18 protein-coding genes and 1 pseudogene are annotated in these 24,286 nt (G+C 70.2%); 2 read left to right on the top strand and 17 right to left on the bottom strand.

The window, feature by feature from the left end; translation table 11 throughout:
* Positions 1–145: 145 nt before the first annotated feature.
* The 12 genes and pseudogenes from DEJ12_RS18330 to DEJ12_RS13405 form a co-directional block, all read right to left on the bottom strand.
* A pseudogene (locus DEJ12_RS18330) lies at positions 146–1,363 on the bottom strand (ComEC/Rec2 family competence protein); the annotation flags it as partial.
* 570 nt (positions 1,364–1,933) lie between these two features.
* Positions 1,934–2,689 (bottom strand): ComEA family DNA-binding protein, encoded by a 756-nt coding sequence (locus tag DEJ12_RS13455; RefSeq protein WP_111030357.1) that lies wholly within the window; start codon positions 2,687–2,689, stop codon positions 1,934–1,936.
* Between the two features lie 107 nt (positions 2,690–2,796).
* Positions 2,797–5,358: a leucine--tRNA ligase gene (leuS, locus tag DEJ12_RS13450; RefSeq protein WP_111030356.1), complete on the bottom strand. Its 2,562-nt coding sequence runs from the start codon at positions 5,356–5,358 to the stop codon at positions 2,797–2,799.
* Between the two features lie 50 nt (positions 5,359–5,408).
* A complete protein-coding gene (gene cydC / locus DEJ12_RS13445) occupies positions 5,409–7,097 on the bottom strand; it encodes a thiol reductant ABC exporter subunit CydC (protein ID WP_111030355.1) in 1,689 nt (562 codons plus the stop codon).
* Positions 7,094–8,770, bottom strand: a complete 1,677-nt coding sequence (gene cydD / locus DEJ12_RS13440) for a thiol reductant ABC exporter subunit CydD (protein ID WP_111030354.1) — start codon at positions 8,768–8,770, stop codon at positions 7,094–7,096. Before cydD ends, cydC begins: the two co-directional genes overlap by 4 nt.
* Before the next feature lie 10 nt (positions 8,771–8,780).
* Positions 8,781–9,785 (bottom strand): cytochrome d ubiquinol oxidase subunit II, encoded by a 1,005-nt coding sequence (cydB, locus tag DEJ12_RS13435; RefSeq protein WP_110864636.1) that lies wholly within the window; start codon positions 9,783–9,785, stop codon positions 8,781–8,783.
* Positions 9,786–9,801: 16 nt separating this feature from the next.
* Complete coding sequence (locus DEJ12_RS13430; protein ID WP_027465275.1) at positions 9,802–11,214, bottom strand: cytochrome ubiquinol oxidase subunit I; 1,413 nt, start codon at positions 11,212–11,214, stop codon at positions 9,802–9,804.
* Positions 11,215–11,487: 273 nt separating this feature from the next.
* The gene (locus DEJ12_RS13425) at positions 11,488–12,411 is read right to left on the bottom strand and encodes an ABC transporter substrate-binding protein (RefSeq protein WP_111030353.1); all 924 of its coding nucleotides are present in this window, start codon (positions 12,409–12,411) and stop codon (positions 11,488–11,490) included.
* Positions 12,408–13,136: an ABC transporter permease gene (locus tag DEJ12_RS13420; RefSeq protein WP_071405717.1), complete on the bottom strand. Its 729-nt coding sequence runs from the start codon at positions 13,134–13,136 to the stop codon at positions 12,408–12,410. Before DEJ12_RS13420 ends, DEJ12_RS13425 begins: the two co-directional genes overlap by 4 nt.
* Entirely contained in the window at positions 13,133–13,849 is a 717-nt protein-coding gene (locus tag DEJ12_RS13415; RefSeq protein WP_110864634.1) for an ABC transporter permease, read from the bottom strand. The genes DEJ12_RS13420 and DEJ12_RS13415 overlap by 4 nt, the downstream gene beginning before the upstream one ends.
* Positions 13,846–14,772: an ABC transporter ATP-binding protein gene (locus DEJ12_RS13410; RefSeq protein ID WP_027465271.1), complete on the bottom strand. Its 927-nt coding sequence runs from the start codon at positions 14,770–14,772 to the stop codon at positions 13,846–13,848. Before DEJ12_RS13410 ends, DEJ12_RS13415 begins: the two co-directional genes overlap by 4 nt.
* A 229-nt stretch (positions 14,773–15,001) precedes the next feature.
* Positions 15,002–15,532, bottom strand: a complete 531-nt coding sequence (locus tag DEJ12_RS13405; protein ID WP_181441395.1) for a TetR/AcrR family transcriptional regulator — start codon at positions 15,530–15,532, stop codon at positions 15,002–15,004.
* A gap of 270 nt (positions 15,533–15,802) precedes the next feature.
* Here DEJ12_RS13405 and DEJ12_RS13400 point away from each other — a divergent pair, with 270 nt between their 5' ends.
* Positions 15,803–16,867, top strand: coding sequence for an App1 family protein (locus tag DEJ12_RS13400; RefSeq protein ID WP_110864632.1), 1,065 nt, complete (start codon positions 15,803–15,805; stop codon positions 16,865–16,867).
* 78 nt (positions 16,868–16,945) lie between these two features.
* The gene (locus DEJ12_RS13395) at positions 16,946–18,907 is read left to right on the top strand and encodes a glycoside hydrolase family 15 protein (protein ID WP_258370588.1); all 1,962 of its coding nucleotides are present in this window, start codon (positions 16,946–16,948) and stop codon (positions 18,905–18,907) included.
* Positions 18,908–19,021: 114 nt separating this feature from the next.
* Here DEJ12_RS13395 and DEJ12_RS13390 read toward each other — a convergent pair whose 3' ends face one another.
* The 5 genes from DEJ12_RS13390 to DEJ12_RS13370 form a co-directional block, all read right to left on the bottom strand.
* On the bottom strand, positions 19,022–20,395 hold the full coding sequence (locus tag DEJ12_RS13390) for a glucose-6-phosphate dehydrogenase (protein ID WP_071405720.1): 1,374 nt from the start codon (positions 20,393–20,395) through the stop codon (positions 19,022–19,024).
* Positions 20,396–20,553: 158 nt separating this feature from the next.
* Positions 20,554–20,970, bottom strand: coding sequence for a cytochrome c oxidase subunit 4 (locus DEJ12_RS13385; protein ID WP_111030352.1), 417 nt, complete (start codon positions 20,968–20,970; stop codon positions 20,554–20,556).
* A 4-nt stretch (positions 20,971–20,974) separates the two neighbouring features.
* The gene (ctaD, locus tag DEJ12_RS13380) at positions 20,975–22,711 is read right to left on the bottom strand and encodes a cytochrome c oxidase subunit I (RefSeq protein ID WP_027465266.1); all 1,737 of its coding nucleotides are present in this window, start codon (positions 22,709–22,711) and stop codon (positions 20,975–20,977) included.
* 11 nt (positions 22,712–22,722) lie between these two features.
* Entirely contained in the window at positions 22,723–23,625 is a 903-nt protein-coding gene (gene coxB, locus DEJ12_RS13375; protein ID WP_111030351.1) for a cytochrome c oxidase subunit II, read from the bottom strand.
* Positions 23,626–23,917: 292 nt separating this feature from the next.
* Positions 23,918–24,286, bottom strand: coding sequence for an iron-sulfur cluster assembly accessory protein (locus DEJ12_RS13370; RefSeq protein ID WP_035808216.1), 369 nt, complete (start codon positions 24,284–24,286; stop codon positions 23,918–23,920).

The raw sequence follows: 24,286 nt of genomic DNA, 5'->3' as shown, positions 1-24,286 counted from the left end.
CCAGCGGCCACACCACACGCCAGGCGAGCGGCCCGAGGGTTCCGGAGACCCGGTCGTCGGCCGTCCGCACGTCGACAGCGGCACGTCGGAGGTCGTCGACCACCCGTTCGTCTGACGCACGTCCGACGGGTCCGACCAGGGCGGTCTCGACGGTGCCGGCCACCGCGCCCACCGCGCCCACGTGGTCGCGGTCGAAGTGCGTCAGGACGAGCAGGTCGATCCGGGTCACCCCGAGCAGGTCCAGGCACGCCCGGAGCCGTTCCTCGTCGTCGCCGGTGTCCACGAGCGCGACGGCGTCGTCACCGCGGAGCAGCACGGCGTCCCCCTGCCCGACGTCACACGCGGCGACCGACCAGTCATCCGGTACCGAGCCCCGGACGACGAGCACCGGGACGGTGACCGCTGCGACACCGACCACGACCACGACCCCCGCGGCGAGCAGCAGCCGGGAGCCGAGCTGCCCCCGGACCAGCACGGCGACCGCGATGCAGCCGCACACCAGCACGGCGGCGGCCACACCGAGCACCCCGGCAGGCCAGGGTGCCGAGGCGTAGGGCAGGGCCGCCGCCCCGTGTGCGATGCCCCCGACGGCGGCGGCCGGGACCCACGCGACGGCCGCGAGCCCCTGCGCACCCACCGGCCACACCGGAGCGAGACCACACGCGGCGAGCCCGACCACCGTGACGACCGGCGCGAACGGCTCCGCCAGCAGGTTCGCCGGCACCGCGTAGGTCGGGAGCGCCGCCGACAGCGGGATCGTCACCGGCCAGCACGCCACCTGCGCCGCGACGGGGATCGCGAGTGCCGCGGCGACCGGAGGCCACAGACGACGAGCCAGGAGCTCGGTGAGCGGCGGGCCGAGCACCACGATCCCGCTCGTGGCGAGCACGGACAGGGCGAACGCGAACGACCGGGCGAACCAGGGGTCGACGACGAGCATGCCGACCGCGGCGAGGGCGATGAGCGGGACACCCCGCACCGGTCGGCCGGCCAGGTGCACGACGAGCACCACGATCGCCATCACCGTCGCCCGGACGATCGAGGGGTCGGGCCGCACGAGCACGACGAACACCAGGAGCACGCCGACGGCCGCCGCCGCTCGGGGGCCTCTCGGGAGCCCGCAGGCACGGCCGAGGACCACGACGAGGCCGACCACCACCGCGCAGTTCGCCCCGGACACCGCCGTCAGGTGCGTCAGCGCCGAGGTCTCCATCGCTGCCTCGGTCGTCGGGTCGAGGCCGGAGCGGTCCCCGATCGCGAGTCCGCGCAGCAGTGCCGCTCCGGGCTGCGGCAGGTCGGCAGTGGCCCGGACGAAGGCCTGTCGCGCGGTGTCGGTGGCGCCGAGCAGTCCGTCGGGCGGCACCGACGACGGCGTCCCGCGCAGGAACGCCACGAACGCGGTCGCCGATCCGGGTTCGTCCGGCTGCACGGCGGCGGTCACGGTGACCCGGGCACCGGCTGCCAGCACGGCACCCGGTGCACCGCCGTGCTGGTCGGGGACGAGCCGGACCGGCACGCGGAGCCCGTCGAGGTCGTCCGCACGCACGAGCGTCGCGGTGACGGAGCGGTCACCCGGCACGAGGTCGCGGGTCAGCACCGCCTCGACGTTGACGCGCCCCGCCCCCGGACCGGCGACGAGCGCACGCAGCGGTTCCGGGGCCCGCCTGGACTCCCCCACGGTGACCGACACTGCGAGCAGCGTCGTCAGGGCCCCCGCGACGAGCAGGAGCCCGGCGACGACCGGCACGACCCCGGTGCCCCGTCGCCACCGGAGCACGATCCCGCTGACGCCGGTGAGGAGCGCCGCGGTCCCACCGACCACGGCTGCCACGTCGGGCACGCCGACGAGCAGGGCGGTCGCGATCCAGGCGACCACCACCGGCACCGCGACCCGCAGGTCGATCGCACTCGGCGCGAGCTGCACCGTCGCCCCTCAGACCCGCACACGATCGCGGAGCTCGGCGAACCGCACGTCGCCGATGCCGCTGACGTCGAGCAGGTCCTCGACCGCGGTGAACCGGCCGTGCTCGTCACGCCAGGCGATGATCCGCCCGGCCAGCCCCGGTCCGATGCCGGGCAGGGTCTCGAGCACGGCCTGGTCGGCGGTGTTCAGGTCGACGACGGCGGACTCCTCGCCCCCGGTGCCCGCCGAGCCACCACCGCTCCCGGCTCCGGCGGTGGCAGTCGGCCCGGCGGCAGCACCGTCTGCCATCGGCCCGAGCGCCTCGGGCACCTCCTGTTGCCCGACCCGCGGCACGTACAACCGCTCGCCGTCCGTCAGCACCCGCGCCAGGTTCAGCCGGTCGAGGTCGGCGTCATCGTTGGCCCCACCGGCACTTTCGAGCGCGTCACCGACCCGGCTCGATGCCGGTAACTCGACCACACCGCTCCGCCGCACCGCCCCGAGCACGTGCACCACGACGCGCCCGGCACCAGGGGCGGACGGAGCAGCACCGGCAGACGCACCAGCCGACGGCGACGGGCCGCCCGACGCCGCACCGGCCGTCGGCGCCCCACGCACGACGACCCCGCCCGTTCCTCCGGCACCCTCGCCACCACCCGACACCAGCGCCCCGACGAGCACCACGACGACGGCAACCACCACCACGACCGCCGCCAGCACCACGGCGGCCCGCGGTGACAGCGCGAGACGGGACCACCAGGGTCCGGGAGACGACGGGGACGACATGCCCCGAACGCTACGGAGCCCGGCCGATCGGCCGGGCTCCGGAGGTCACACCCGTGGACGGGTGCCGCGAACGCCCCTGCTGTGAGGGACGACGCCAGCGACGGTCGCTACCCCTTGATGGCGATGTTCACGAGCTTCGGCGCCCGGACGATCACCTTCACGATCTCCCGGTCACCGATGTACCGCTGCACGTTCGCCGACGACCGTGCGAGCTGCTCGAGCTCGTCCGCCTCGATGGACTTCGACACCTCGAACGAGTCACGCACCTTGCCGTTGACCTGTACGACGGCGGTCAGGGTCTCCTGCACGAGCAGCGTCGGGTCGGCCTTCCGCCAGCCGTACGTCGCGACGGTGGCCTCGTAGCCCAGCCGTTCCCACATCTCCTCGCCGGTGTACGGCGCGAAGACGCTCAGCCCGAGCGCGATGGTCTCGACGGCCTCGCGCACGGCGGGGTCACCGGCACCGGGGCCGCTGTCGATCGCCTTGCGGGTGACGTTGACCAGGTCCATCAGTCGCGCGATCACGACGTTGAACTTGAACGACTCCATCATCCCGGGGGCGTCGGCGAGGAACCGGTGCGTGACCTGGCGGAGAGCCCGGTCGCCGTCGGCCCACACGACGTCGCGTGCGGACGTGACGTCGAGCGCCAGGCGGTACGCCCGCGCCAGGAACCGAGCAGAGGCGGACGGGGAGACGTCCTCCCAGTTGATGTCGTCCTCCGGCGGGCCGGCGAAGCCCATCACCAGTCGGATGGCGTCGACGCCGTTCGCGTCGAGCTCGTCGCCGAGCGAGACGCCGCCCTTCGACTTCGACATCTTCGAGCCACCGGACAGCACCATGCCCTGGTTGAGCAGCGCCGAGAACGGCTCGGTGAAGTCGAGGTACCCGAGGTCGAACAGGACCTTCGTGACGAAGCGGGCGTAGAGCAGGTGCAGGATCGCGTGCTCGATGCCGCCGATGTACTGGTCGACCGGAGCCCAGCGGCGTGCGGCTGCCGGATCGAACGCCTGGGTGTCGTCGTTCGCCGACAGGAACCGCAGGAAGTACCACGACGAGTCGACGAAGGTGTCCATCGTGTCGGTGTCGCGGAGCGCCGGGGTGCCGTCGACGGGGTTCGGGACGTTCACCCAGTCGGTCGCGCCACCGAGCGGGGACGTGCCCTTCGGCTTGAGGTCGAGCCCCTCGGTGTCGGGCAGCACGATCGGCAGCTGGTCCTCGGGCACCGGGTGCTCGGTGCCGTCGGCGCCGTGGATGATCGGGATCGGGGTGCCCCAGAAGCGCTGGCGCGAGATGAGCCAGTCGCGCAGGCGGTAGGTCTTGGCGGCACGGCCGGTGCCGCGCTCTTCGAGCAGCGCGATGGCAGCGGTGATGGCGTGCTGCTTCGACATGCCGTCGAGCGGCCCGGAGTTGATCATCCGGCCCTGACCGGTCAGCGCTTCGCCGGTGGCGACCGGGTCGAGGGTCGGCACGTCGAAGTCGTCGAGCGTCGCGCCCTCGGGGATGACCGGGATCGCGCCGGTGACGGCGGCGTTCGTGTCGACGACCACCTTGACGGGCAGGTCGAACGCCCGCGCGAAGTCGAGGTCGCGCTGGTCGTGCGCGGGCACGGCCATCACGGCGCCGTGGCCGTAGTCGGCGAGCACGTAGTCGGCGGCCCAGATGGGCAGGCGCTCCCCCGTGAGCGGGTGGATCGCGGACCGGCCGAGCGGCACGCCGGTCTTCGGGCGGTCGGCGTTCTGCCGGTCGATCTCGGACGTCTTCTGCGTCGCCGTCAGGTAGGCGTCGAAGTCGTCACGGACCGAGGCCGGCACCGACGGGTCGGCGACGAGCTCAGCCGCCAGGTCGGAGTCCGGCGCGACGACCAGGAACGTCGCCCCGTGGATCGTGTCCGGGCGGGTGGTGAAGACCGTGACGGGCTCGTCGCGGCCCTCGATCACGAAGTCGACGTCGGCACCGACCGAGCGGCCGATCCAGTTGCGCTGCTGCGCGATGACCTTCGCCGGCCACCGTCCCTCGAGCTGGTTCAGGTCGTCGAGCAGCCGGTCGGCGTACTCGGTGATCTTGAAGTACCACTGCGTGAGCTTCTTCTTCACGACGACGGCGCCGGAGCGGTCCGAGGTGCCGTCGGGCAGGACCTGCTCGTTCGCGAGCACGGTCTGGTCCACCGGGTCCCAGTTGACCCAGCTGTCCTTGCGGTACGCCAGGCCCTTCTCGTACATCTTCAGGAACAGCCACTGGTTCCACTTGTAGTACTCGGGGTCCGAGGTGTGGATCTCGGTGGTCCAGTCGAACGACGGCGCGTAGCGCTTGAAGGACGCCTTCTGCTGCTCGATGTTCGCGTAGGTCCAGTCCTTCGGGTCCACCCCGCGCTTGATCGCCGCGTTCTCGGCGGGCAGCCCGAACGAGTCCCAGCCGATCGGGTGCAGCACGTTGAAGCCCTGCTGGCGCCAGTAGCGCGCGACGAAGTCCCCGAGGGCCCAGTTCTCGGCGTGCCCCATGTGCAGGTCGCCGGACGGGTACGGGAACATCTCGAGGATGTACTTGCGCGGACGGGTGTCGTCGAGGTCGGTGGTGAAGAGCCCGAGCCCTTCCCAGCGGGGCTGCCACTTCTCCTGGATACGACGGAAGTCGTAGGCGTTCGGGTCCTCGGCGTGCTGCTCGGTGGTCACGGTCGTCAACGATACAAGCCGGGAGGCCCGTCCCGCGTCCGCCTGTCGGCTCACCCGGCGAGCAGGCGTCCGTCCCGCATCCGCAGGGTGCGGTCGACCAGGTCCGGCGCCACCGGGACGTGCGACACGATGACGACCGTCCGACCCGCTGCGCGGGCCGTGGTGACGAGGTCACGCAGCACGGTGTCACCGAGGTCCGGGTCGACGTCTGCGGTCGGTTCGTCGAGCACCAGCACCGGGAACGCGTGCAGCAGTGCGCGGGCGAGCGCGAGCCGGTGCGCCTGGCCGCCGGACACGAGCACGCCGCGTTCCCCGACCGAGGCGTCCAGCCCGCCCCGTCGGACGACCCACTCCCCCAGGCCGACCCGGTCGAGCACGGCGAGCAGTTCGTCGTCGGTCGCGGTCTCACGGGCGAAGAGCAGGTTCTGCCGCACCGACTGGTCGAACACGAACGGGTCCTGTTCGATCAGGCCGACCCGGGCCCGCACCGCGTCGGGGTGCATCGCCTTCGCCTCGACGCCGTCGAGCGTGTAGGAACCCTCGTGCTCCACGAACCGGACGAGCGCGTCGACCAGGGTCGACTTGCCGGCACCGCTCGGCCCCTCGAGCACGACGGCCTCGCCGGGGGCGAGCGTGAACGAGACCCCGTCGACTGCACGCTCGGCAGCACCGGGCCAGCGGACGGTCAGGTCCTGCACGGCGAGCGTGACCGGCCCCTCGACCACGAGCGACGCCGGGTCGGCGTCCTCGTCGGGCTCGGGGACGATGCCGACGGGCACCTCGGCGGGCACGACCTGCTCGACCCGTTCGGCCGCAGCACGCACCCGGCGGAGCGTCAGGACGGCGAGCGGGACGGTCCCGACGACCTCGAAGAGCGCCAGCGGCACGAAGACCGCCAGTGCCCAGAGCGGACCGTCGAGCGCACCGGACACCACGGCGGGGGCACCGACGGCGAGGATCCCGATCACCGCACCGCCACCGACCAGGCCGACCAGGGCACCGACGAGCGACTCGACCGTGCCACGGCGCCGGACGGCCCGGGTGACACCCGCGTCGAGCCGGGCGATGTGCGCGAGCCGCTCGTCGAGGGTGCCGTACGCGGCGAAGACGTCGAGCGTCCGGACGGTGTCGAGCACGAGGTCCGCGACGCGACCCCGGTCGGCGGCGGTCTCGCGGTCCGAGCGCTCGGCGATCGCCCGGGTGACGATCGTGCCGACCAGGGCCGCGACCGCCAGCGCGAGGACGAGCACGAGCGCCGCCGGCACCGACACGAGCGCCACGGCGACGACCGACAGCACCGCGACGACCCCGGCGGAGACGAGCGGCCCGACGACGCGGATCGGCAGGTCCTGCAGCCGGTCGGTGTCGGTCACCAGGCGCGTCATGAGGTCGCCGCGTCCGGTCCGGCCGAGTCCGGCGGGAGCGATCGACGCCAGCCGCCGGTACATCTCCGTCCGCACCACGGCCAGTTGCCGGAAGGACGCGTCGTGCCCGGCGAGCCGGTCGACGTACCGCAGCACCGCACGCCCCAGCGCGAAGGCGCGCACGCCGACCATCACGAGCGTCAGGTACAGGATCGGCGGGTGCTCGGCGGCACGGGTGATCAGGTAGCCGCTCGCCGCTAGTAGCGCGACGGCGCAGACCGCGCTGAGCGACCCGGCGGCGACCGCCTTCGCCCAACCCGACCCGTGCGGCATCGCGAGCCGCAGGACGGAGCCGCCACGGGCCTCCCGGCTCATGCGCGCACCCCGTTGCGGACCGTCACGGACCCACCGGCGCGGACGTCCACGCGGACGTCCGCCGCGGCGACGACCGCGGGTCGGTGGCTGGCGACCACGACGACGGCGCCGTCGGCCGCCAGGGCACGGGCGGCCGCGATGACGCGTTCCTCGGCCTCGGCGTCCAGCGCGGACGTCGGCTCGTCGAGCAGCACGAGGGGCGTGGCGGCACGGCGTGCGCGGTACAGCGCGCGGGCGACGGTGACACGCTGTGCCTGGCCGCCGGACAGTCCGCTGCCACCGGCGCCGACCGGGAGGCCCGGGTCGAGTCCCAGCCCCGCGTCGCCCAGGGCGGTGCGCACGTCGGCGTCGTCGGGGGTCGCGCTGAGCGCGACGTTCTCGGCGATCGTCCCGCGGACGAGACGCGGCCGCTGGTCGGCCCAGGTGGTGCGCTCGGCGACGGACGCGCCGGCCGGGCCGGGCACGGTGACGGTGCCGTCGTGCGGCAGGACGCCGCGGAGTGCGGCGATGATGCTCGACTTGCCGGAACCGCTCGGGCCGGCCAGCACGACGACGGTGCCGGGCTCGGCGTGCAGGTCGAACGGTCCGATCACGACGTCGGGTCGGCGGACGGTGAGCCCGCGGACGTCCAGGGCGGATGCAGGTGCTGCGGGGTCCGTGTCGGTCCCGCAGCCGCCGCTGCTGCCCGTCGCGGACGGTGATGCGGTCTCGTCGTCGGCCAGCACGTCGAGCACCGCGGCCGAGGCCTCGACGCCGTCCTGGGCAGCGTGGAAGTCGGCGCCGACCTGGCGGATGGGAGCGAAGGCCTCCGGTGCCAGCACGAGCACGAACATCGCGGCCCCGAGGCCGAGCGAGCCGTCCACCAGGCGGATGCCGATCGAGACGGCGACCAGTGCGACGGACAGGCTCGCGGCGAGCTCGAGCGCGAAGCCGCTCACGAACGACAGCCGGAGCACGCCGATCGTGCCCCGGCGGTACTCGTCGGTGACCGCCCCGATGCGACCGACCTGGCGGCGGGCACGGCCGAACACCTTGAGCGTGGCGAGCCCCTCGACGGCCTCGGTGAAGGCGCCACCCAGCTTCGCGAGGGCGTCCGACTGCTTTCGCTGCAGCGACTGCGTCGCCAGGCCGATCAGGATCATGAAGACCGGGATCACCGGCAGGGCGAACAGGATGATCAGCCCGCTCGTCAGGTCGCCCAGGCCGATCGCGACCAGGAGCATCGGCGTCGCGATCGCGGTGAGCGCGAGCTGCGGCAGGTACCGGCCGAAGTAGGCGTCGAGTGCGTCGAGCCCGGGGCCGAGCGTGGTGGCGAAGCCGGCGCTCGACCGGCCCGCGAGCCACGACGGACCTCGCTCGGCCGCGCGGGCGAGCACCGTCGTGCGCATCTCGCTCTTCACCTTCGCAGCAGCGCGCGCCGCCAGGTCGTCCGTCGCCCACGCGGCCACCGCACGCAGGACGAACGCCCCGCCGAGCAGCGCGAGCGCCTGCCCGAACGCCGCCGGCACCCTGCCGTCGCCGACGGCGTCGACCCCGAGGGTGACGGCCGCCGCGATCCCCCACGCGATCGCGATGGTCGCGAGCGTGCGGAGGACACCGGTGCCGGCGGCGGCGACGATGAAGCCGCGCGCCGTCCGGGACAACCGCAGGAGTCGGGGGTCGAGGGGCTTCATCGTCGTCTGCCTAGTGCGCGGCCGCGGTGACGTGGGCGCGGGAGACGCGCTTGCGGAACACCCAGTAGGTCCAGGCCTGGTACGCGAAGACCAGGGGCACGAAGATCAGCGCGACCCAGCTCATCACGGTCAGCGTGTACGACCCGGACGAGGCGTTGTACACGTTCAGGCTGTTCGCGACGTCGTTCGAGGCGGGCATGACGTCGGGGAAGATCGCCGTGAACATCGCGAGCACGATCGCGGCGATGGTGACCGCCATCAGCGTGAAGGCGCGCCCCTCCTTGCCCCAGGCGTTGCAGAGCACGGCGAGCACCAGGGCCAGGGCGGCGACCACGGAGAGCACCAGCGAGGCCGGGGTGGCCCGGACGAAGGCCATCGACACCAGGAACGCGGCGCCGACGACGATCGTGACGATGCCCGCACGGGTCGCCAGGCGCTTGGCGCGGACGCGGATGTCGCCCTCGGTCTTCAGTGCGACGAAGACGACCCCGTGGGTGAAGAACACCAGCAGCGTCGCGGCGCCGGTCAACAGCGCGAACGGGTTGAGCAGGTCGAAGATCGTGCCGGTGTAGTTGTGCCCGGCGTCCATCGGGATGCCACGGACGACGTTGCCGAACGCGACGCCCCACAGGAACGACGGCACCGCACTGCCGACGATGATCATCAGGTCGAAGCGGCGCTTCCACTCGAGGTGCTTGTTCTGGTGCCGGTACTCGAACGACACCCCTCGCAGGATGAGTGCAGCGAGGATGAGCAGCAGCGCCAGGTAGAACCCGGAGAACATCGTGGCGTACCACTCCGGGAACGCCGCGAACAGGCACGCCCCGGCGACGATGACCCAGGTCTCGTTGAGGTCCCAGACCGGGCCGATGGTGTTGATCAGGACCCGACGGTCGGTGTCGTCCTTGCCGAGGAACGGCAGGGACATGCCGACACCGAAGTCGAATCCGTCGAGGACGAAGTAGCCGACGAAGAAGACGCCGACGATCGCGAACCAGAGAACGGGGAGATCCATCAGGCAGCGTCCATTTCTAGTAGACCGTCACTTCGTGCTTGACCTCGCCGGTCTCCTCGTCGACCTCGTCCGGGTCGGCGGGCCCCTCTTGCGCGACCTTCTTGATGAGCTTGAACTCGACGACGGCCAGCGAGCCGTAGATCAGGGTGAAGACCAGCAGCGAGATGAGGACCTCGAGCCCGGTCACGTTCGGCGACACACCGTCCTTCGTCTGGAGCAGCCCGAACACGAGCCACGGCTGGCGGCCCATCTCGGTGAAGACCCAACCGACGATCATCGCGGCCATCGGCAGCGGCACCGTCCAGGTGGCGATGCGCCACACCCAGCGCTGCGTCGGGAACCGGCCCTTGCGGGTCAGCCACAGCCCGACCAGCGAGACCATGACCGCGCCGACGCCGAGGGCGATCATCCAGCGGAACGACCAGTAGGTGACCCAGATGATCGGCTTGTAGTCGCCGGGGCCGTACACCTGCGTGTACTGCGCCTGCAGGTCGTTGATGCCCTCGACCGTGCCGTTGAACGTGTGCGTCGACAGGAACGACAGCAGGTACGGCACCCGGATCGAGAACAGCTCGTGCACGCCGTCGGGCGTGCCGAGCGTGAAGATCGAGAACGAGGCGTCCTTGCCGGTCGCGGTGTTGTACAGCGCCTCGGCCGCCGCCATCTTCATCGGCTGCGTGTCGACCATCGTCAGGCCGAGCTGGTCGCCGGTCAGGACGGTCAGCGCGCCGGCCGCGAGCATGGTCCACATGCCGAACTTGAGCGCCGGCATCATCGTCTCGAGGTTCTGGTTGCGGGCCAGGTGGTAGGCCGCGACCGAGATGATGACCGCCGCGGCGACCATGAAGCAGGCGAAGAGCGTGTGCGGGAACGCGGCCAGGGCGACCTTGTTGCCGAGCACCGCCCAGATGTCGGTGAGCTCCGCACGGCCCTTGGCCTCGTTCATCGCGAAGCCGACCGGGTGCTGCATGAACGCGTTCGCGGCGATGATGAAGTACGCCGACATGATCGTGCCGGCGCTCACGCACCAGATGCTCGCCAGGTGCAGGCCCTTGGGCAGGCGGTCCCAGCCGAAGATCCAGATGCCGATGAAGGCCGCTTCGAAGAAGAACGCCAGGATCCCCTCGAGCGCGAGCGGTGCGCCGAAGACGTCACCGACGAAGCGCGAGTAGTTCGACCAGTTCATGCCGAACTGGAACTCCTGCACGATGCCCGTCACGACACCCATCGCGAAGTTGATCAGGAAGATCCGCCCGAAGAACCGCGTCAGCTGCAGGTAGTGCGCGCGGCCGGTCCGGTACCAGGCGGTCTGGAACACGGCCACCACGGCTGCCATGCCGATCGTCAGCGGGACGAAGAGGAAGTGGTAGATGGTCGTCAGACCGAACTGCCACCGCGACAGGAGGAGCGGATCGAGGAGGTCGTTCATGCGGCGATTCCGAGACGGGTGGCCGCGCGCTGTTCGTGCACGTCAGTTGCTTCCTGTGGAACGGATACATCAGGTGTCACAGCCCTTGGGACACCCCAACGCTATCGCGCTGGACTCCACTTCGACAACTTGTAGAACCAGTCTCTGCACAAACGTGCACGGCCCCTGCACGGCACAACCGTGCGGCACGGATGTTCGCGCTGCCTGCTCCACGAACGACGACAGGCGCCGGGTGGACACCCGACGCCTGTCGCTTTGTTCGGAGGGCTGTGGTTACAGCAGACCCTCGGCCTTGAGCCAGTCCTCGGCGATGGTGGACGCCTTCTCCTTGTCGGCCGTGCTCTTGGTGTTGAGCTCGATCAGGGCCTCGGTCGTGAGCTTCTCGTTGACCGAGTCGATCGCGTCCGCAGCCTTCTCGTTGACCTTCTTCGAGACGACCGGCACGACGTTCTGCGGCAGGATCAGGTTCTCCGGGTCCTTCAGCGTGACGAAGCCGTTCGCCTTGATGCTCGGGTCGGCGGTGTAGATGTCGGCCAGCTGGACGGTGTCGTCCTTGAGCGCCTTGACGGTCAGGGCACCGCCGCCGTCCTCGATCGCCTTGAAGTCGACGTCGACGCCGTAGACCGACTTGAGCCCCTTCGGGCCGTACGGCCGCGTCTGGTTCTCGGAGTTGGCGCCCACGGTGAGCTTCTCGTCGACGTTCTTCAGGTCGGCCAGGCTCGTGACGTCGTTGTCCTCGGAGAACTTCTTCGTGACGGTGTAGCTGTCCTGGTCGGTCGCGTCGGCCTCGTCGAGGACCCGGAGGCCCTTCGGCAGGGCCTTGTCGAGCCCGTCATCGATCTGGTCGGCGGTCTTCGCGTCCGAGTCCTTGTCGAAGTACTGCAGCAGGTTGCCGCTGTACTCGGGCATGACGTCGATGGCGCCCTTCTCGAGCTGCGGGATGTAGACCTCACGCTGCCCGATGTTGAAGTTGCGCTTCACGTCGAAGCCGTCCTTCTCGAGGACCTGGGCGTACAGCTCGGCGATGATCTCGTTCGAGTAGTACTGCTGCGAGCCGACGACGATGGTCTTCGAGTCGGACGAGTCGCTGGAACCGCTGTCGAGCGGGTCGCTCGACGCGCAGCCGGCGAGGGCGGCGACGACGCCGACCGCCATCGCGGCGGCGACACCGGCGCGGATCTTGAGTGCTGTGATCACGAGGGATTTCCTTCCGGGAGTGGATTGCGGGCTCGCTCACGCGACCCCTGACGCTGTCGGGCCGACGGGTCCGCGGTGCCCTTCGGCACCGCCGCCCGCTGCAGCACGGCGAACACGATCTCGAACGCGATCGCGAGGGCGATCACGAGGATGGAGGCGCCGAGCATCTCGGCGTAGTCCTGGGTCTTCAAGCCGAGGAAGAAGTAGCCGCCGAGGCCACCGGCCCCGACGTACGCGGCGAGCGTGGCCGTCGCGACGACCTGCAGCACCGCGGCGCGGATGCCACCGATCAGGAGCGGGAGCCCGAGCGGGATCTCGACCTTCCACAGGATCTGCCAGCCGGTCATGCCCTGGGCCTTCGCGGCGTCGACGACCCCCGGGTCGACGGACTCGATGCCGGAGTACGCACCGGCGAGCACCGACGGGATCGCCAGGATGACGAGGGCGAGCAAGGGAGCCTGCAGCCCGATGCCGAGCAGCAGCCCGAACAGCGAGAGCACGCCGAGCGTCGGGAGCGCCCGCACCCCGCCGGACACCGCGATCGAGAAGCCACGAGCACGGCGGGTGTGGCCGATCGCGTACCCGACCGGCACGGCGATGACCGCGGCGATGAGCACCGCGAGCAGGGTGATCCAGACGTGCTCCCAGAGGCGCGTGGGGATGCCGTTGTACCCGCCGTAGTTCGTGGGGTCGAACACCCACGCGAAGGCCTGACCGATGATCACGAGGAGACCTCCGCTGCTTGCAGGACTCGGCGAGCCTGTCGGCGTGACACCGAGTTCGTCCGGGTCCACGGCATGACCAGGCGCCCGAGCAGCACGAGGAGGCCGTCGAGGGCGAAGGCGAGCACGAGCACCATCACGATGCCGGAGAGGATCTCCTCGTAGATCCCGCGCCCCAGGCCGTCGGTGAACAGCAGGCCGAGACTCGGGATGCCGAGGACCGCGCCGACCGTGGTCAGCGAGATCGTGGAGACCGAGACCACCCGGAGCCCGGCCAGCAGGACCGGACCGGCGAGCGGGAGCTCCACCCGGAAGAACCGCTGCGCCGGCGAGTAGCCCATGGCGGTCGAGGCGGACTTGGTCTCGGAGTCGACCGAGGTCAGCCCGTCGACCGTGGAACGGACCATCAGGGCGAGGCCGTACAAGGTCAGACCGATGACGACGTTGATCGGGCTCTGCAGGCCGGTGCCGATGATGCTCGGCAGGGCGACGAACAGGGCGAGCGACGGGATGGCGTAGAGCAGACCGGCGAGGGTCACGATGCTGCTGCCCACACCCGAGGCGAAGCGCGAGCCACCGGGGCGCTGCAGCCGGACCACCAGCCACCCGATCGGGATCGACAGCAGGAACGCGACGATGATCGGCGGGATCGCGATCGCGAGGTGGGAGACCGTGTTGTCCCAGATCGTGTCGAGGTTCGCCAGCACCCACTTCACCGGGTGCCCCCACCCTGCGCCGGGGCACCCGGTGCGTCGTGGGACGCTCCGGCCTCTGCTGCTCGGGAGTCGGACTGCGGAACGGCCTCGGCGGCGTCGACGACCCCGACGGGGCCCGTCAGCACGCCGGCTGCGCGGCCTTCACCGTCGACGACGATCGGACCGGTCGGGGTCTGCTCGACGCGGAGCGCGCGGCGCCCGCGGCCGGCGCCGATGAACGTGGCGACGAAGTCGTCGGCGGGTGCGGCGAGGATCTCGGCCGGCGTCCCCTGCTGGGCGATCTCGCCGCCCTTCTTGAGGATGACGACCTGGTCGCCGAGCTTGAACGCCTCGTCGATGTCGTGCGTCACGAACACGACGGTCTTGCCGAGTTCGCGCTGCAGGCGGATGAGCTCGTCCTGCAGGTCGTTGCGCACCAGCGGGTCCACCGCACCGAACGGCTCGTCCATGAGCAGGATGTTCGGGTCGACGGCCAGGCCGCGGGCCACACCGACGCGCTGCTGCTGGCCGCCGGACAGCTGTGACGGGTACCGGTCGGCGAAGGCACGGTCGAGTCCGACGGTGTCCATGAGCTCGAGGGCGCGCTTGCGAGCGTCGGCCTTGGAGACGCCGGTCAGCAGCGGGACGGTCGCGATGTTGTCGACGACCTTGCGGTGCGGCAGCAGTCCGGAGTTCTGCATGACGTACCCGATGTGGCGACGGAGCTCGACGGGGTTGATCCCGGCGACGTCCGAGCCGTCGATCTCGACGGTTCCGGACGTGGGGTCGACCATGCGGTTGATCATGCGGAGCAGCGTGGTCTTGCCACAGCCGCTGGATCCGACGAAGACGGTGGTGGTCCGGGACGGGATGACCAGATCGAAGTGCTCGACCGCAGTCGTGCCGTCCGGGTAGGTCTTGCGCACCGAGCGGAACTCGATCATGGGGTGCCCTTCTGTTCGGAGGTAGCCCGACTCCGGATGAGAGTACCCGGGGGTGCCGACATCGGTTCGCTGTGACGATCCGTGACGGACCCGCGGCGGTGCACAGGTCGGTGGGGATGCCGACGGACACCACGGGATCGGCGGGGACGACGACGCCCGCGCCTCGGTGTTCGGAGGCGCGGGCGGGTCGGTTCGGTCTCCGGCGTGTCGCGCCGGTTCGACGGGACGGTCAGGAAGCGGCGATCACCGATTCCAGGTGCGCACGGTTCATCCGGCGGTACTCCTCGATCAGCTCCGTGTCGGGGTGCTCGCGGTCGCGGTGTGCCCGTGCCAGCACCGCGTGACCGGACTCGGCGAGGACGACCCAGGCGCGGGTGATGCGCTCGTCGTCCGGCAGGCCGAAGCGGTCGCGCATGATCTGGCCGACGGCCGCGCCGAGCGCACCCATGCGGTCCTCCGCGTCGCCCGTTCCGGTGTCCGCCGGGTCGCCGAAGCGGATGGCCCGGAAGCCGGGCTCGGTGCGGTACATCTCCGCGGTCATGTCGATGAGCGCGTCGTTGGCGTCCTGCCAGGTCTCGGCGCCACTGGCGTCGAGCGCCTCGACGAAGCGGGCGGCGAGCCGCTGGGTGCAGCGGATCGCGAGTGCCTCGACCACGGCGATGCGGTCCGGGAAGTACCGGTAGACGGTGCCGATCGACGCCCCCGCGCGCTCGGCGACCATGGCGGTCGTGAGCCGTTCGAACCCGATCTCGTCGATCACCGCGGCTGCGGCGTCGAGGAGGCCGGCGAGGCGCGCCGAACTGCGGGCTTGGACCGGCTCGTTCCTGAGCAGTGATGATCCCCCCGGCAGAGCGTTCGTTACCTCGGTGACGAGCACGTGTTCTCCTCTTGCGCTCCAGCGCGGTTGGTTGGTGTGACGGGGACAACTTTCGCAGAACGCACCTGGAACGTGGCTGCGACTCACCACTTGCGACGCACCAGTTCTGTCCAGCGCGCGGGTTTCGTCAGCCGCCCGTGGGAGGATGACGCCATGCCCGACCCGACGCCCCACGAGCCGTCGTTGGCCGAGCCGCTCCTGCACCGCGCGGCCCGCATCGAGGACGCCGTCCAGGAGTTCCGCGAGCACCGTGCACGCCGTCGCGGACTCGTCCCGACGGTGGTCCCGTACACCGGCTACGGCGCACCCGGTTGGGTGCGCATCCTCTGCCGTGTGCTGCTGACGCGCCGGGGTCTCGCCTCCGACGTCTCCTACGCCGGAGTCCGCGGCTGGAAGAGCTTCACGAGCGTCGCCGTCGACCACGCCGAGGTCACCGTCACCGCCGGCGGCGTCTCCCACGTGGTGCAGACCGACCGTGGCGGCGTCGTCGACACCATCGTCCCGATCGACCTCGAGCCCGGCTGGCGCACCGTACGGCTGTCGGCGGGCGGCGGGCGCGACGTCGAGGCCGACGTGTTCGTCGTGCACCCGGACACCCGCTTCGGGCTGCTGTCCGACATCGACGACACCGTGATGGTGACCTCGCTCCCCCGCCCCATGCTCGCCGCCTGGAACTCGTTCGTCCTGACCGAGCACGCCCGCCGCCCCGTGCCCGGCATGTCCGTGCTGTACGAACGGATCCTCGCGCAGCACCCCGGTTCCCCGACGGTCTACCTGTCGACCGGAGCGTGGAACGTCGCGCCGACGCTGCAGCGCTTCCTGTCGCGCAACATGTACCCGTCCGGCACGCTCCTGCTCACCGACTGGGGTCCCACCCACGACCGGTTCTTCCGCAGCGGGCAGCTGCACAAACAGGAGAACCTGCGCCGGCTCGCGAAGGACTTCCCGGACATCCGCTGGCTCCTGGTCGGCGACGACGGACAGCACGACGAGAGCCTCTACGGCGACTTCTCGCGGGAGCACCCGGACAACGTCGCGGGCGTCGCCATCCGGCAGCTGTCCACGAGCGAAGCGGTCCTGGCCGGCGGACGCTCGCGGGCGCAGGAACGCTCCCGTGACTCGTCGGCACCCTGGGTGTACGCACCGGACGGCGCCGGTCTGTGGAGCGAGCTCGCGCGGGTCGGCATCATCGAGTCCGACGCCTCCGACCCGGCCTGAGCGACCCTTCATCACGTTCTCGGCCCGGAGCCCCCGTCGCCGACCGCGGCGCTCGGGCACCGGGTGTTCGATCGGTCCATGAGCACCGAGCCGGCCGCACCGCCCGAAGCCGCACCACACCCAGCCGCACCACGCCCAGCAGCACCACGCCCAGCCGCACCGCACACACCGCCGAACCGCATCGAGGACCACGCCCTGATCGGCGACACCGGCACCGCTGCCCTGGTCGGCCGCGACGGGACCATCGACTGGGCGTGCCTGCCACGCTTCGACAGCTCGTCCACCTTCGCCTCACTGCTCGGCACGGAGGACCACGGCCACTGGACCCTGCGACCCGTCGACGACGAGGCCACGGCCGAGTGGCGGTACCACGGCGACACCCTGGTGCTCTCGACCGTGTGGACCACCCGTGACGGTGTGGTCGAGGTCACCGAGTTCATGCCCGTCGGCGCGCACCGCCCCTCGATCGTCCGCCGGGTGCGCGGGCTCCGTGGCACCGTCGAGCTCCGGCAGACGCTCCGGATCCGGTTCGACTACGCACGGGCCCTGCCGTGGATCCGGCAGATCGGGGACGACGACGAACCGGCGCTGCTCGCGACGGCCGGTCCGGGCTCGGTGATCGTGCGGGGACCGCAGTTCCGCGCCGACGACCACCGGCACACCGCCGTCACGACGATCCACGACGGCGACGTGCTCGACACCGTGCTCACCTGGTACCCGTCGCACCGCGAGCCGCCGGAGCCACTCGACGTCGACGCGGCCCTCGCCCACACGGTGCAGTGGTGGACGGCGTGGACCGCCCCGGCGCAGACCACCGGTCGGTACGCCGACGCTGCTCGACGGTCGCTGGTGTTCCTCCGCGCGATGACCCACGGCGAGACCGGTGGCGTCGTCGCCGCCGCGACCACGGGCCTGCCGGAGGACCCGGGCGGCGAACGCAACTGGGACTACCGCTACGTGTGGCTGCGCGACGCCTCCCTCGCGCTCGCGTCGCTCATCGCCCACGGCTACCGCGACGAGGCCACGCACTGGCGCGGCTGGCTGCTGCGTGCCATCGCGGGCGACCCCGCCGACGTGCAGATCATGTACGGCATCGCCGGCGAACGCGAGCTGCCCGAACGGGAGCTGCCCGAGCTGCCCGGGTACCTCGGCTCGACGCCCGTGCGCGTCGGCAACGGCGCCTCGACGCAGTACCAGGGCGACGTCTTCGGCGAGGTGCTCGCGGCACTGCACGACGCCCGCGAGCTCGGTGTCGAGGAGAACGCCGACTCGTGGGCGCTGCAGCGGGCGCTGCTCGGCTACGTCGAGGAGCACTGGCAGGAGCCGGACAACGGCATCTGGGAGATGCGCGGCCCGCGGCGCAGCTTCACGCACTCGCGGGTGATGATCTGGGCCGCGTTCGACCGCGGGGTCGCCGCGGTCGAGGAGTTCGGCCTCGAGGGCCCCGTCGACCGATGGCGCACCCTGCGCGACACCGTCCGCGCCGAGATCGAGGAGCACGGTTGGAACGCCGAGCGCGGTTCGTTCCGCCAGCACTACGACACCGAGGAGGTCGACGCGAGTCTGCTCGTCCTGCCGCAGGTCGGGTTCTGCCGCGCCGACGACCCCCGGATGACGGGCACCGTGCGCGCCATCGAGGAGGACCTGCGGGTCGGCGACGACGGTCTCGTGCTCCGCTACCGCACGACGGCCGGCTTCGACGGGCTGTCCGGCGCCGAGCACCCGTTCCTGGCGTGCTCGTTCTGGCTGGTGGAGCAGTACGCTGCCTCGGGCCGGGTCGAGGACGCCGAGCGCCTGATGGACGTGCTCGTCGGGTACGCCAACGACGTCGGCATGCTCTCCGAGGAGATCGACGTCGCCACCGGGCACCACATCGGCAACACCCCGCAGGTGCTGTCGCACCTGACGCTCGTGTCGGCAGCGGACGCCATCGAGCGCGCCCGTGGCGCGACCGTCGGGCACCGCACGCGGTTGCCCGTCCACGACGGCGGTACCCGGTCGTGGACCGGCGAGGGTGAGCGCGCCGGCTCCCCCGCCTGATGCGTCTCGCCATGCCCTGATGGCGACCCCACGACGGACGGGAGGCCCGGTGCCAGCTGGCACCGTGCCTCCCGTCCGTCAGGGCGTCCGTTCAGGACGTCGGCAGCGCGTCCGTCAGGACGACGACTCCCAGTCCGCCGGACCGCGCGAACCGGCGCGGTACTCCTCGAGCGGGACCTCGTCGGCCTTCCAGGCGGCGACGACCGGCTCCACGATCTCCCAGCAGCGCTCGGCCACGTCACCGCGGATGGAGAGCAGCGGGTCGTCGTGGAAGATGCCGTTCAGGACCTCGCCGTACGGGGTGAGCTCGCCGTCGCTGAACGACGACGACAGGGTGACCTGGCCCATCTCGAACGGGTTGCCACCGCCGTTGGCCGAGACGGTCAGCTCGATCTCGTCCGGGTTCAGGACGATGCGGAGCGTGTCCGCCTTCGGGCGACCGCTCAGACCGGAGGGCAGACGCGTGACCGGCTTGAAGGTGATCAGCACCTCCTTCCGGCTGTTGCCGAGTGCCTTGCCGGACCGCAGCGTGAACGGAACGCCCTTCCAGCGGGCCGTGTCGACCTCGACCGAGATCTCGGCGAGCGTCTCGGTGCTCCGCGACTTGTCGACGCCGTCCTCGTCCTGGTACGACGGCAGCTCCTTGCCGTCGATCGTGCCGGCCGTGTAGACGGCGCGACGCGACGCGATCTTCGGGTCGCCGCCCTTGAGCTGGGTCGAACGGAGCACCCGGGCCAGGGACGAGCGGAACTCGACCGCGTCGATGTCCGCCGGGGCGTCCATCGTCACGATGCCGAGGATCTGCAGCAGGTGCGACTGGATCATGTCCACCATCGCGCCGGCCTCGTCGTAGTACTGGGCGCGGTTCTCGAGCCCGAGGGTCTCGTCGTAGAAGACGTCGACCTTCTCGATGTTGTCGGCGTTCCAGATCGGCTCGAACAGGCGGTTCGCGAAGCGCAGACCGATGATGTTCAGGACCGTGGTGCGGCCGAGGAAGTGGTCGGTGCGGTGCACGCGCTCTTCCGGGACCAGCTTCAGCACCGTCTCGTTGAGGGCCTGGGCGCTGGCGACGTCGGTGCCGAAGGGCTTCTCGAAGGCCAGGGTCGTGCCCTCGGGGAGCTCGACGTGCTCGAGCGCCTCGCAGATGTCGGAGGCGATCTGCGGCGGGAGCGCGAAGTACAGGATCGGCTCGGAGTCGGCCGCGGCCAGGAGCGCCTCGAGGTGCTTCGGGTCGGTGGGGTCGCCCTGGATGAACTGCGTCGACTCGATGGTCGCGTCGACCTCCGGCCCCTTGACGTCCTGCGACGCGAAGGACTGCGTGACGATGTCCTTCCACTTCTCGGGGCTGCGCTCGCTGCGGCCCGTGCCGATCAGCTGCACGGGGACGGCACGGCCGCTCTGCAGGAACGTGCCGAGGCCCGGCAGGAGCAGGCGGGAGGCGAGGTCGCCCGTCGCGCCGAAGATGATGAGGGTGCGCTTGTCGGTCACCTGAGGTGACTCCTTTCGCTGTGGTGGGAGGTCCGCTCCAGTCAAGTCGCGGGCGGGCCCGTTTGTTCCGGATCGGGACCGGAGTTCGTCTCCTGGACGCACTTCGGGCGGCACCGTTCTGGTGCCGCCCGAAGTGTCAGGTGCGCTGCAGCGCCGGGTCAGTGCCCGAAGTTGCCGCGGTAGTACTCGTAGACCCAGCCGACCAGGGTGATCGCCACGAGGACGAGCCCGATCGGGACGATCCACAGGCCGGCGGCAACACCGAGGAAGCACACGGCGACCGCGGCGGCCAGCAGGATCGGCCACCACGACCAGGGGCTGAAGTGCCCGAGCTCGGCGTCGCCGTCCTCGATGTTGGCGTCGGGACGGTCCTCGGGCAGGACACCGCCCTGGGACGCCATCACCTTGCCCAGGTAGAACGCGATGAACGCGGACATCAGGCCGGTCAGACCGATGGCGACGGTGCCCACCCACTCGGGCTCGCCGTAGTAGATCAGCGCCCAGATCGTGTAGGCGGCGTCCGCCAGGATGAAGAACCCGAAGAGGATCCAGAACAGGTTGGTGTTCGCGCGCATGGCGTTACTTCACCTCGCCCTTCGCGGCGTCGTAGGTCGGGGCATCGGGGGCGTCCTTCGCGGGACCCACACCGATCGGCACACCGGCCTCGGGGTGGTTCAGGTCGAAGGCCGGGGACTCCGAACGGATGCGCGGGATCGACGTGAAGTTGTGGCGCGGCGGCGGGCAGGAGGTCGCCCACTCGAGCGAGCGGCCGTAGCCCCACGGGTCGTTCACGGCGACCTTCGGTGCGTTCCGGGCGGTCACGTAGACGTTGAAGATGAACGGCAGGAACGAGATCGCGAGGATCATCGAGCCGATCGTCGACAGCTGGTTCATCCAGGTGAAGCCGTCGTTCGGCAGGTAGGTCGCGTAGCGACGCGGCATGCCGATGACGCCCAGCCAGTGCTGGATGAGGAACGTGGTGTGGAACCCGATGAACAGGAGCCAGAAGTGGATCTTGCCGAGACGCTCGTTGAGCATCTTGCCGGTCCACTTCGGCCACCAGAAGTAGAAGCCGGAGAACATCGCGAACACGACGGTGCCGAAGACCACGTAGTGGAAGTGCGCGACGACGAAGTACGAGTCGGACACGTGGAAGTCGAGCGGCGGCGACGCCAGGATGACACCGGTCAGACCACCGAACGTGAAGGTGATCAGGAAGCCGAGGGCCCAGAGCAGCGGGGTCTCGAACGTGACCGAACCGCGCCACATCGTGCCGACCCAGTTGAAGATCTTCACGCCGGTCGGGACCGCGATGAGCATCGTCATGAGCGAGAACCACGGGAGCAGGACTCCGCCGGTGACGTACATGTGGTGCGCCCACACCGTGACCGAGAGGGCCGCGATGGAGATGGTCGCGTAGACCAGGGTCTTGTACCCGAAGATCGGCTTGCGGCTGAACACCGGGAAGACCTCGGAGACGATGCCGAAGAACGGCAGCGCGATGATGTAGACCTCGGGGTGCCCGAAGAACCAGAACAGGTGCTGCCAGAGCAGAGCCCCGCCGTTGGCCGGGTTGAATATCTGCGCGTCGAACACGCGGTCGAGCCCGAGGCCGAAGAGCGCCGTCGCGAGGACCGGGAAGGCCATCAGGACGAGGAGCGCCGTCACGAGGGTGTTCCACGTGAAGATCGACATGCGGAACATGGTCAGACCCGGGGCACGCATCGTGATGATCGTCGTGATGAAGTTCACCGCGCCGAGGATCGTCGAGAAGCCGGTCATGCCGAGCCCGAAGACCCAGAGTGTTCCGCCGAGCCCTGGTGTGAACGTCGTGTCACTCAGTGGCGCGTAGGCGAACCACCCGAACGAGGCAGCGCCCTGCGGGGTGAGGAAGCCGCCGACCGCGATGAGCGAGCCGAACAGGTAGAGCCAGAAGGCGAAGCCGTTGAGTCGCGGGAAGGCGACGTCGGGCGCACCGATCTGGAGCGGCATGATCGCGTTCGCGAAGCCCGAGAACAGCGGCGTCGCGAACATCAGCAGCATGATCGTGCCGTGCATGGTGAACAGCTGGTTGTACTGCTCCTTCGTCGCGACCACGTGCAGGCCGGGTTCGAAGAGCTGGGCGCGGATCACGAGGGCCATCACACCTGCGAGCAGGAAGAAGATGAACGACGCGATCAGGTACATGTACCCGATGGTCTTGTGGTCGGTGGAGGTGATCCACCGAACGACGATGTTGCCCTTCCGACCCACCTTCGACGCCTGGAAGTCCGGCGACGAGGTCTGGGTCGGTTGGCCGACGAGTGACGTTGTCATCTGACGAGCCCCTACTTGTTCTCGCTGGACGCCTCGACCGGCGCCTTGTTGTTCGGTTCGTTGGTGTTGGTGTTGTACTCGTCACCGAGCAGACCGACCTTGCCCTGGTCCTTCAGGGTGTCGAGGTAGTCCTGGTACTGCGCCGGCGTGACGACCTTCACCTGGAAGAGCATCAGCGAGTGGTACTCACCGCAGAGCTCCGCGCACTTGCCCTGGTACGTGCCGAGCTTCTCCGGGATGAAGTACTCCCAGTTGGTCTTGCCCGGGAGCATGTCCTTCTTGTAGAGGAAGTCGATGACCCAGAAGGAGTGGTCGACGTCGCGCGAGGAGAGCTCGATCGCGACCTTCTTGCCCTTCGGCAGGTAGAGGGTCGGCAGCTGCGACTCGTCGATCGCCCCGTTGGCGTTCTCTTCTTCCTGGGCCTGGATGCCCTGGTAGTAGACGCTCTCTTCGGGGTTGTCCTTGTTGATGTAGTTGAAGTCCCACGCCCAGCGCTTGCCGTACACGTGCACGGTGGCGTCCGGGTCGGCGAAGGGCTTCTCGATCGCTGCCTGGTCCTTCGCGGTGAAGGCGAAGAAGCCCAGCACCAGGATCAGCGGCACGATCGTGTAGAAGATCTCGAGCGGCATGTTGTACCGCATCTGCACGGGCAGGCCGGTCTGGCCCTTCCGGCGGCGGTAGACGATCGCGGCCCAGATGATCAGGCCCCACACGATGAGACCGACGGCGAGGAGAACGACCCAGCTGGTGGTCCACAGGCCGACGATGCGGCTCGTGTGGTTGGTGACGTCCTTCGTCTCCTCCGTGCCGGGGAGCCATCCGTTCATCTGCTGCTGCGTGCAGCCAGCCAGTGCGATGACCAGACCGACGGCCACCGGGACGGCCGCCCAACGTATACGGCGATTCGAACGCACTGTTACCTCTCGCAAAAGACGTGAGCTTCGGAGGTCAGCCCGTCGAGTCCGACGGCGAGCCGCACGAAGGCGGCGCATGGCTGGCTCCCAGCTTGATTGGAACACTCCTAGCTTACTCGCAGCTCGGTACCGCTCGCGCACACACGACACGGTTCTGGCCTCGATCCGCACGTCTGCGGGCACGATTTCGCCCGGTCACACCGCGCCCCGGCGCGCCACGTCCGGTCACACGAACGCGAGCGGGGAGCGACCGTTCCGGTCGCTCCCCGCTCGCGTGTCGGATCGCTGGCGATCAGTGGAAGCTGTCTCCACAGGCGCAGCTGCCCTGCGCGTTCGGGTTGTCGATCGTGAAGCCCTGCTTCTGGATCGTGTCCTCGAAGTCGATCGTCGCGCCGTCGAGGTACGGGACGCTCATCTTGTCGACGACGACCTCGACCCCGTCGAACTCGGCGGTGACGTCACCGTCGAGCAGGCGCTCGTCGAAGTAGAGCTGGTAGATCAGGCCCGAGCAGCCACCGGGCTGGACGGCGAGGCGCAGGCGCAGGTCGTCGCGGCCCTCCTGCTCGAGCAGGCTCGCCACCTTGCCGGCAGCGGCGTCGCTCAGGAGGACGCCGTGCGACTGCGTTTCGGTCGCCGGTGCTTCGGTGATGGTGTCGCTCAT

Origin of the sequence: Curtobacterium sp. MCLR17_059, assembly GCF_003234665.1 — a bacterium.
GTDB lineage: Bacteria > Actinomycetota > Actinomycetes > Actinomycetales > Microbacteriaceae > Curtobacterium > Curtobacterium flaccumfaciens.
This window is presented reverse-complemented; position numbering and strand designations above follow the sequence as displayed.

Excerpts from the sequence above, each read along its gene's own strand:
- DEJ12_RS13455 (WP_111030357.1), bottom strand. The coding sequence starts at position 2,689 with ATGTCGTCCCCGTCGTCTCCCGGACCCTGGTGGTCCCGTCTCGCGCTG.
- cydC (WP_111030355.1), bottom strand. The coding sequence starts at position 7,097 with ATGAGCCGGGAGGCCCGTGGCGGCTCCGTCCTGCGGCTCGCGATGCCG.
- cydD (WP_111030354.1), bottom strand. The coding sequence starts at position 8,770 with ATGAAGCCCCTCGACCCCCGACTCCTGCGGTTGTCCCGGACGGCGCGC.
- cydB (WP_110864636.1), bottom strand. The coding sequence starts at position 9,785 with ATGGATCTCCCCGTTCTCTGGTTCGCGATCGTCGGCGTCTTCTTCGTC.
- DEJ12_RS13430 (WP_027465275.1), bottom strand. The coding sequence starts at position 11,214 with ATGAACGACCTCCTCGATCCGCTCCTCCTGTCGCGGTGGCAGTTCGGT.
- DEJ12_RS13410 (WP_027465271.1), bottom strand. The coding sequence starts at position 14,772 with ATGATCGAGTTCCGCTCGGTGCGCAAGACCTACCCGGACGGCACGACT.
- DEJ12_RS13400 (WP_110864632.1), top strand. The coding sequence starts at position 15,803 with ATGCCCGACCCGACGCCCCACGAGCCGTCGTTGGCCGAGCCGCTCCTG.
- DEJ12_RS13395 (WP_258370588.1), top strand. The coding sequence starts at position 16,946 with ATGAGCACCGAGCCGGCCGCACCGCCCGAAGCCGCACCACACCCAGCC.
- DEJ12_RS13385 (WP_111030352.1), bottom strand. The coding sequence starts at position 20,970 with ATGCGCGCGAACACCAACCTGTTCTGGATCCTCTTCGGGTTCTTCATC.
- ctaD (WP_027465266.1), bottom strand. The coding sequence starts at position 22,711 with ATGACAACGTCACTCGTCGGCCAACCGACCCAGACCTCGTCGCCGGAC.
- DEJ12_RS13370 (WP_035808216.1), bottom strand. The coding sequence starts at position 24,286 with ATGAGCGACACCATCACCGAAGCACCGGCGACCGAAACGCAGTCGCAC.